Below are 8,488 nucleotides of genomic sequence, written 5' to 3'. Positions count from 1 at the left end.
TGGAATGATGTAAAAAAATATGGTGAGATTGTTGATAACATTCCAGAAACATTAAATTCATATTTTACAGTTACTGAAACTGGAGAAGTTACAGCTTCAAGTAAAAAAGCTGATGCTCCATACTTCCAAATTGAAAATAATCAAGATGGAACTTATGCAATTAGATGTGTTACTACAAACACTTATTTATCAGTTACTGATGAGCTAATTGATGGGGAAAATATTATTAAAGCTAATCAAACTACTATTGGTGATAATGAAAAATTTGTTTTAAAGAGTACTGGTGCAGCTTTCTATTATTTAGAATCTGTTAGTCATGATAATCGAATTGTTTATGTCCATGTTGAAAACGAAAATGATCCAGCTAATGCTACATTATCATTACGTTTAGGAACTAAGATAACTAACAGTAGTGCTGAAATAGAAAATGATGAAAAGCTAATATTAATGTATAACACTAAGGATGTTGCTTTAAGCAAAATTGAGTTAGCCGATACAAGTAAATTAGAAGCGTTAATTAGTGAGTTAGAAAATATTAATAATGAAGATAATAAATACACTAATGATAGTTTTCAAAGATTTAGTTTAGCTTTACAAAATGCAAAACAAGGTATAATAGATGCTAAAAATGGTAAAATAGATTCTTTGGAAATACAGTCACTATATGATCAGTTGAAAGCCGCTTATAATCAATTAGTTTTAATAGAAAAGGAAAATGAAGGAACAGTTTCTATTGGCAATAGTGAAACCAATAAACAAGACAACACAATTGTTTCAGTAGATACTAGTGACGATAGTGTGATTAGTCAACTTCTGATTATGACTTGTTTATCCGGCTTATTACTTTTAACAAACTTTAAAAGAAAGATTAGTCATTAAAAATATAAGAGGATTAAGATTAATACATAAGTATTGTTTTAATCCTTTTTATTTGAAAAATAGTAGTATTTATAATCAAAAATTTTAGTAAACCTTTTTACTAAAATACTTTTCTGTGCTAATATTAAAATATAAAGTTTTTAAGGAGATAATATGGAAAATGAACGCAAAATAACAATTAAAGATATTGCTGAAATGGCAGGCACTTCTAAGACAACGGTATCTTTTTACTTGAATGGTAAAACGGAAAAAATGTCAATTGAAACAAAAGCTAAAATTGCAGAAATAATAAAAAAGACAAATTATCATCCTAGTATAGCTGCTAGATCGTTAAATTCAAAAAAAAGTAAATTAATTGGTGTTTTGATAGGTGATATAACTAATACTTTTTCTAATCAAATTGTAAAAGGAATTGAATCAGCAGCAAGTAAAGACGGATACCAGATTATTGTAGGAAATAGTGATTACAATCATAAAAGAGAAGAGAATTATGTAGAACGAATGCTAGCTATGGGAGTTGATGGATTTATTATTCAACCAACGGCTCAATTTAGAAAAATCTCAAAAAAAATAACCGAATTGAAAAAACCACTTGTCTTTTTTGATAGTAAATTATATGATCTAAAAACTAAATGGGTTAAAACTAATAATTATGAAGCAACATATGACGCAACTGTTAAATGCATAGAAAAAGGATACCAAAAATTCTTCTTATTGACGGCAGATCCCCAATTAATAAGTACTCGATTAGAACGTGCAAGTGGGTTTATTGATGCATTAGCTGATCATGATTTAACACAAGAAACATTTATCATTGAAAATGATCAAGTTAAACCAGAAATCATTGCTGATTTTTTAGATGAAAGAATAGATTTTAGTAAAAAGACATTAATATTTGTCCCTAATTGCTGGGCTTTACCAACTGTATTTATTGCATTAAAACACCATCGAAAACAAATGCCTAATTTGGGTTTGATGGGATTTGATAATATGGAGTGGGTTAATTTTTCTTCTCCAAGTGTTACAACAATTGTTCAACCTGCTTTTGAAGAGGGTTTGGAAGCGGCTAAAATAGTTATTGACCAAATCGAGGGTAAAGATGAAATACCTGGACAACAAGTATTGGATTGTTATGTTAATTGGAATGAATCGACTTTATAATACTGGCAAGTTTTAACGATACTTGCTGGTTATTTTTTGATTTATAAAAATTAAGGAGGTTAATATGGTAAAGCGATGTAAATGGGTAAATGGTAAATCAGCAGTTTATTTAGATTATCATGATAATGAATGGGGCAAACCGGTTTATGATGATCATAAGTTATATGAAATGTTTTTATTAGAAACCTTCCAGGCTGGTTTATCGTGGATCACGATTTTAAATAAAAGAGCGGCTTTTAAAGAAGCTTTTGATGATTTTAACGTTGAATTGATTGCGAGATACGATGATCAAAAGATAGCTCAATTGATGCAAAATGATAAAATTGTACGGAATCAAAGAAAAATCAAGGCAGCAGTTAAAAATGCCCAAATATTTATTAAAATCCAAGCAGAATTTGGCAGTTTTTCTAATTATATTTGGGGATTTAGTAATCATCAAATTATTAAAAATATAGATGATCAAATCAAAACAACTTCACCTTTATCAGATACTATTTCTAACGATCTAAAAAAACGGGGAATGAGTTTTGTCGGGTCAGTTACGATTTATTCATATTTACAGGCAATTGGAATTGTTGATGACCATGAATTAGATTGTTTTTGTTATTAATGGAGATGATGTTAGATTGGTCAATGATCAAAATAAAGTTACGGTAATGGATTTTACTGGTATTTATGAACATGAACATTTTTATCAGCATAAAAGAATTAACTGGATCAACTGTTTAGATATTAAGGGAACGCATGGTTATTGTAGTGATGAAGCGGCTAAGGAAATATGTAAGCGAATTAAGGATTTATCATATCAGGGAATTCATTTTATTGATTCGGGCAATTTTCATTATGTAAGTCTGTTCTGGTTAGAAAAAATCCCCAAAGATTTTGTCTTGGTGTTTTTAGATCATCATTGTGATATGTTAAAACCTGTTTTTGGTGATCTGCTTAGCTGTGGTTCTTGGGTTTTAGAAGCGTTAAAAAATTTACAACATTTAAAAAAAGTAATTATGATCGGGATTGATTCTAGCCAGGTAGAATTAATTGATCGTCATTATCTTGATCAAATTATTTATTTTACCGATCAAGATAGTGTTGATATTCAAAAGATACAAGAAGTACATCATTTATTACAACAATATCCTATTTATGTTTCAATTGATAAAGATGTTTTAAGTAAACGAGTCATTAAAACTGATTGGCAGCAAGGAAAAATGGCTTTTTTGGAATTGAAATTGATTCTAGCTGATGTCATTAAACGAAGTGATGTATTGGGGATTGATGTTTGTGGTGAATGTGGAAATGAAGTGGCAACATTACATAATATTGAAGATAATGATCGTTTAAATTATCAAATCATGGAATTTATTCAAAGAGAGTTAAAGGAAAATGTGTAGTAGATATTTTTTAGAGTTAAAGATGTTGATGGAATTAGAGGAAAAGATTGGTTATAATTTTGGATTAGATTTACTAAGTGCAAAAGATTTTTATCCTAGCGATCAAATTCCGTTTTTTATCATTAAAGATAAACAGTTAGTAGCTAAACTAGGAACATGGGGTTATCGTGTTTTGGAAAATAAATTAATTATTAACGCTAGGCAGGAAACATTGTTTGAAAAGAAATTATTTAAAGAAGATGTATTAAATCATCGCTGTATTATTCCAGCTTCGGGATTTTATGAATGGGATCAGCATAAGCATCGCTTTACTTTTAAAAATGATAATCAGAAATTGATGTTTATGGCAGGATTATATCGAAATAATGGAAATAATCAGGAAGTAACAATTGTCACCACTAATGCAAGTGGTGTAATGGAAGGTATTCATAGCCGAATGCCGTTAATTTTTAATCAAAAACAAATGCAGCAATGGTTAAATAATGAAAATATTGATTCATTATTAAAAACTAACTATCAGCACTTAAAAATAACAGCTGGTGTATTACAAACTAGTTTATTTTAAGCAAATAATTACAAAATAGTTATTAGGGGAGTTATATTTAGCTCCCTTTTAAATATTTAATAACTTGTTTGTTTTGAAAAAGACTTTTATACATTATAATAAAGAAAAGGAGGAAGATCGCAATGAAAAAATGGATCTGGTTACTGGTATTAATTTTATTATGTGGTTGTCAAGGTCAGGAAAAAACAGCGAAAAAAGAAACTAAAAAAGATACTACTAAAGAAGTTCAAGAAGAAAAGAAGTTAACGGGTTTATTAGCTTTGCATGTAGATGGAACGGTTCTTAAAGATGAAAATAATGATATTATCCAATTAAAAGGATTATCGACTCATGGGCTAGGATGGTATCCTCAATATGTAACTAAAGAAACGTTTTCATCACTAAAAAAAGATTTTAATATCAATACGATTCGTTTAGCGATGTATACTGATGGCAATCAGGGTTATTGTACTGTAGATGAAAATCGGCAAAAGGAATTAAGAGAACTGATTGATCGTGGAGTAGCGTATACTAAAGAGTTAAATATGTATGCTATTATCGACTGGCATATTTTAAGTGATGGAAATCCATTACAACATAAGGATGTAGCATTAGCTTTCTTTAAAGAAATGGCTAACACTTATCAAGATGAAAAACATGTTATTTATGAAATTTGTAACGAACCTAATGGAACAACTTCATGGAACGAGATTAAAACTTACAGCCAGGAAGTGATTTCGATCATTAGAGAATATGACGATGATGCTATTATTATCGTTGGTACTCCAAATTTGTCACAAGATGTTGATCAGATTACACCGATTGAGGATAAGAATATCGTTTATGCTTTGCATTTTTATGCCGATAGTCACCGTGGGGAGCTTCGTAGTAAGCTGCTTAATGCATTAGATAAAAAAATACCGGTTTTTGTCAGTGAATTTGGGATCTGTGATGCTTCTGGTAATGGTGCTATCAATGAAGATGAAGCTAAAAAATGGCTAGATCTGTTAACGGAAAAAAACATTAGTTATGTTGCCTGGAATATTTCTAATAAAAATGAAACTAGTTCGATACTCAAAGAAAGTTGTCAAAAAGTAAGTGATTTTAATGATGAAGATTATTCAGTTTCTGGTTTATGGTTAAAAAAATACATGAATAATGAGATTGAAACTGATAGTGATAAAGTCAATGTGATTATCAATGCTGATGAATCATGGCAAAATGGTAATGAAAATGTTCAAAAATATAGTGTGATAATCCAAAATAATCAACAAAGTAGAACTAACTGGACAATTAAAGTTGAATTTAATCAGGAAGTAAAAGTTAATGATTATTGGAACTGTGATTATCAGTTAGATGGTAAGACGATGACCTTAACACCTAAAGATTATAATAAAACTTTGACACCACAACAAAAATATAATGATATTGGTTTGATTTTACAGTATTCGGGTAATTTGGAAATCGAAAAAATTACTTTTGAATAAAGTAGTAATTAATGTTATGATAATTGATAATATTGCAGTTATGGAGGAAGTTATGGATTATAAGTATATTTTATTTGATCTAGATGGAACTTTGACAGATCCTAAAGCCGGAATTACTAAATCAGTGCGCTATGCATTGAATTATTATGGAATTGAGGTAAATGATCTTGATGATCTATTACCTTTTATTGGTCCCCCGCTAAGAGATTCCTTTCAAGAGTTTTATGGCTTTGATGAAAAAAAAGCTGATGAGGCTGTAGTTAAATATCGGGAATATTTTAAAACTGAGGGAATTTTTGATAATAAAGTCTATCCGGGAATTGAACAGTGTTTACAAACATTGCTTGAGGCTGGAAAAAAGTTATATGTAGCTACATCAAAACCCGAACAATTCGCTAAACAAATAATTGAACATTTTAATCTAAGCAAATATTTTGAGTTTGTTGGCGGGAGTGAATTTAATGCCAGAGAGAAAAAAGGCGATGTAATTGATTATGTGATCAAAGAAAATCAAATTCCTAAAGATGAGGTAATTATGGTTGGTGATCGTAAACATGATCTAATTGGAGCTCATGAAAATCAGATTCCTTGTATTGGGGTATTATATGGTTATGGAACCCTGGATGAATTAACAACCTATCAGGCTGATTATATTGTTGAAACGGTTGAAAATTTAGCTGACTTATTACGATAATTGCTTTGCTTTAGTGATTATCTATGTTAAAATCTCTTTGATATTATAGGAGGATTTAAATGAGTAAAGTAATTAAATTAGGAAAATATCAAGGAATTAGTGTTGAAGTTGGAGCTAAAACAACTGTTAGTGAAGCTGAAATTAATCGTGAAATTGAAAATATTTTAGCTCAAAATACACCATTAGTAAAAAAAGAAGGACCGGTAGCTAATGGCGATATTACTACAATTGATTTTGAAGGTTTTAAAGACGGGGTTGCTTTTGAAGGTGGTAAGGCTTCAAATCATCGTTTAGAAATTGGTTCGGGACAATTTATTCCTGGATTTGAAGAACAAATGATCGGAATGGCCAAAGGAGAAACTCGTGATTTGAATTTAACTTTCCCTGAAAATTATGGAGTTAGTGACTTAGCTGGAGCTGATGTTGTTTTTACGGTAACAGTTCATGAAATTGAAACTAAACAAGAAGCAGTTTTAAATGATGAATTCGTAGCGTCATTAAAAGCACCAAATATTGAAACTGTAGAACAATTAAAAGAATCAATTAGCAATTCTTTACAAATGCAACATGACCAGCAATATGCTGCTCAAGTTGAAAATGCTGTATTAGCTAAATTAATTGATGATTGTGAAGTTGAAGTTAATGATGAAGAAGTTGATAATGCTTTAAATCAACAAATGCAACATTTAAGAATGCAATTAGCTAGTCAAGGGATGCAGTTGGAACAATATCTTCAAATGATGAATATGGATCTTGAAGTTTTAAAACAGCAGTTATTACCAGGAGCTAAACAACAGGCAGTTTTTGAAGCAATTATTGATGAAATTGTTAAGGTTGAAAACTTAGTTACTGGTGATGAAGAAGCTAAGGAACAAATTGAAATGATCGCTAAGGCTAATCAAACTACTAGTGAAGAGATTTTAAAGAAAATTGAATTAGCTGATTTAAAACGTGATTTAACGAGAATTAAAGCAAGTCGCTTAATTTTAGATCAAGCAGAAGTAACGAATAAATAAACGAGCGTGCGCTCGTTTTTATATTGTAATCGTTGACATTACAATGATTAACGATTACAATAGGTAAAAAGGAGAATTAAGTTATGCAAATATCAAGTCGTTTTACAATTGCTGTTCATATTTTTGCCTGCATTGATACTTTTGGTAAAGAACATAAAATTACTAGCGATTTTTTAGCTAGCAGTGTAAATGTAAATCCCGTGATCATTAGAAAAATTCTTTCATCGTTAAAGAAAAATAAATTGATTAATGTCCAGCGGGGCACTGGCGGAACTACAATTGCTCGAGAATTAGACCAAATTAATTTATTGGATATTTTTAATGCTGTAGAAAGTATTGATAATGAACAATTATTCCATTTTCATGAAAATCCTAATACTAATTGTCCGGTTGGTAAAAATATTCATAATATTTTAGATGATAAATTAGAACGTGTACAAAAGGCGATGGAGCAGGAATTAGCTTCCATTACATTGCAGGAAGTAATTGATGATACCCGTTATTATGTAAAGAAAGAAGGGTGCTAGGCTAATGTCATTAAGTTAAGTCTTGGTGACCTTGGAGGGAGATATATGAAATATCTCCCTCTTTTTTTATAGGGCGCGAGGATAGAATAATTGTTGTTTTTGAAGAAAAGTATTGATATTTTAACGACAGTGTATGGCCTATTATCAATAGTATTATTGATATAGGTCAATTATTTATAGATATATGTCGGAGGTACTTGAACAGAAATAGCTATAAACATCTTAAAACTGCTTTATTTACTGTTATCTCCCGTTTGGCTGATGTCCGTTCCATTTTCTGTGTCGATCCTGATATTGATTTTACCAAAAGCAGAAAACTTGATTTTCAATATATACAAAATGAGATCCTTGATCAGATGATAGAATTATATGCAGCCAGAGTCATGATGAATTCAAATATTTTATCTGAAATGTTGAATAGTCTGCAAGAGATAATAGATAAAAAAGAGAAAAATGAATAAAATATGTATATTTTCAAAGTTTTAGGCATATATTGATTAATAAATTAAATGATTTTGCAAAAAAAATGCAAAATCATTTAATGGGAGTTATCTTTATGTTAAAATGTTAATGAAAAAGTGAAGGAAGGTGAAAATATGCTTTTAGATTTTAAAGTTGAAAATTATAAATCTTTTCAGGATGAAGTCTCTTTTTCAATGATCCCTGCACCTAAACAAAAGGGATTGGATTATAGTGTATTTGAAGAAGTCATTGGAAAGAAGAAAATCAATGCAATATGTTCATCTGTTATTTATGGACCAAATGCTTCTGGAAAAACGAATATCATAG

At 29.9% G+C, this 8,488-nt stretch carries 10 protein-coding genes and 1 pseudogene; all 11 read left to right on the top strand.

All coding sequences use genetic code 11. The features are described 5' to 3' along the window. On the top strand, nucleotides 1–879 hold an 879-nt coding region (locus J7M77_RS05985), incomplete at its 5' end, for an RICIN domain-containing protein (RefSeq protein ID WP_296876926.1). A gap of 153 nt (nucleotides 880–1,032) precedes the next feature. After that, on the top strand, nucleotides 1,033–2,040 hold the full coding sequence (locus J7M77_RS05980; protein WP_296876925.1) for a LacI family DNA-binding transcriptional regulator: 1,008 nt from the start codon (nucleotides 1,033–1,035) through the stop codon (nucleotides 2,038–2,040). Nucleotides 2,041–2,104: 64 nt separating this feature from the next. Next, a complete protein-coding gene (locus J7M77_RS05975; protein ID WP_296876924.1) occupies nucleotides 2,105–2,650 on the top strand; it encodes a DNA-3-methyladenine glycosylase I in 546 nt (181 codons plus the stop codon). Nucleotides 2,651–2,666: 16 nt separating this feature from the next. Next, entirely contained in the window at nucleotides 2,667–3,431 is a 765-nt protein-coding gene (locus J7M77_RS05970) for an arginase family protein (RefSeq protein ID WP_296876923.1), read from the top strand. Next, nucleotides 3,424–3,996, top strand: a complete 573-nt coding sequence (locus J7M77_RS05965; protein WP_296876922.1) for an SOS response-associated peptidase — start codon at nucleotides 3,424–3,426, stop codon at nucleotides 3,994–3,996. The genes J7M77_RS05970 and J7M77_RS05965 overlap by 8 nt, the downstream gene beginning before the upstream one ends. Before the next feature lie 122 nt (nucleotides 3,997–4,118). Then, nucleotides 4,119–5,462, top strand: a complete 1,344-nt coding sequence (locus J7M77_RS05960) for a cellulase family glycosylhydrolase (protein ID WP_296876921.1) — start codon at nucleotides 4,119–4,121, stop codon at nucleotides 5,460–5,462. 52 nt (nucleotides 5,463–5,514) lie between these two features. Next, nucleotides 5,515–6,156, top strand: coding sequence for an HAD family hydrolase (locus J7M77_RS05955; RefSeq protein ID WP_296876920.1), 642 nt, complete (start codon nucleotides 5,515–5,517; stop codon nucleotides 6,154–6,156). Between the two features lie 59 nt (nucleotides 6,157–6,215). Beyond that, on the top strand, nucleotides 6,216–7,172 hold the full coding sequence (gene tig / locus J7M77_RS05950; protein WP_296876919.1) for a trigger factor: 957 nt from the start codon (nucleotides 6,216–6,218) through the stop codon (nucleotides 7,170–7,172). Between the two features lie 83 nt (nucleotides 7,173–7,255). Beyond that, nucleotides 7,256–7,699 carry an Rrf2 family transcriptional regulator gene (locus J7M77_RS05945; protein WP_296876918.1) on the top strand — a complete coding sequence of 148 codons (444 nt, stop codon included), beginning with the start codon at nucleotides 7,256–7,258 and terminating at the stop codon, nucleotides 7,697–7,699. Between the two features lie 197 nt (nucleotides 7,700–7,896). Next, complete coding sequence (locus tag J7M77_RS05940; RefSeq protein WP_296876917.1) at nucleotides 7,897–8,160, top strand: hypothetical protein; 264 nt, start codon at nucleotides 7,897–7,899, stop codon at nucleotides 8,158–8,160. A gap of 135 nt (nucleotides 8,161–8,295) precedes the next feature. Beyond that, nucleotides 8,296–8,488: pseudogene (locus tag J7M77_RS05935) on the top strand (ATP-binding protein); the annotation flags it as partial.

The sequence above is a fragment of the Thomasclavelia sp. genome, assembly GCF_017889095.1.
Classification (GTDB): domain Bacteria; phylum Bacillota_I; class Bacilli_A; order Erysipelotrichales; family Coprobacillaceae; genus Thomasclavelia.
The sequence above is the reverse complement of the archived record's forward strand: the minus strand, read 5'-3'. Positions and strand labels throughout refer to the sequence as shown.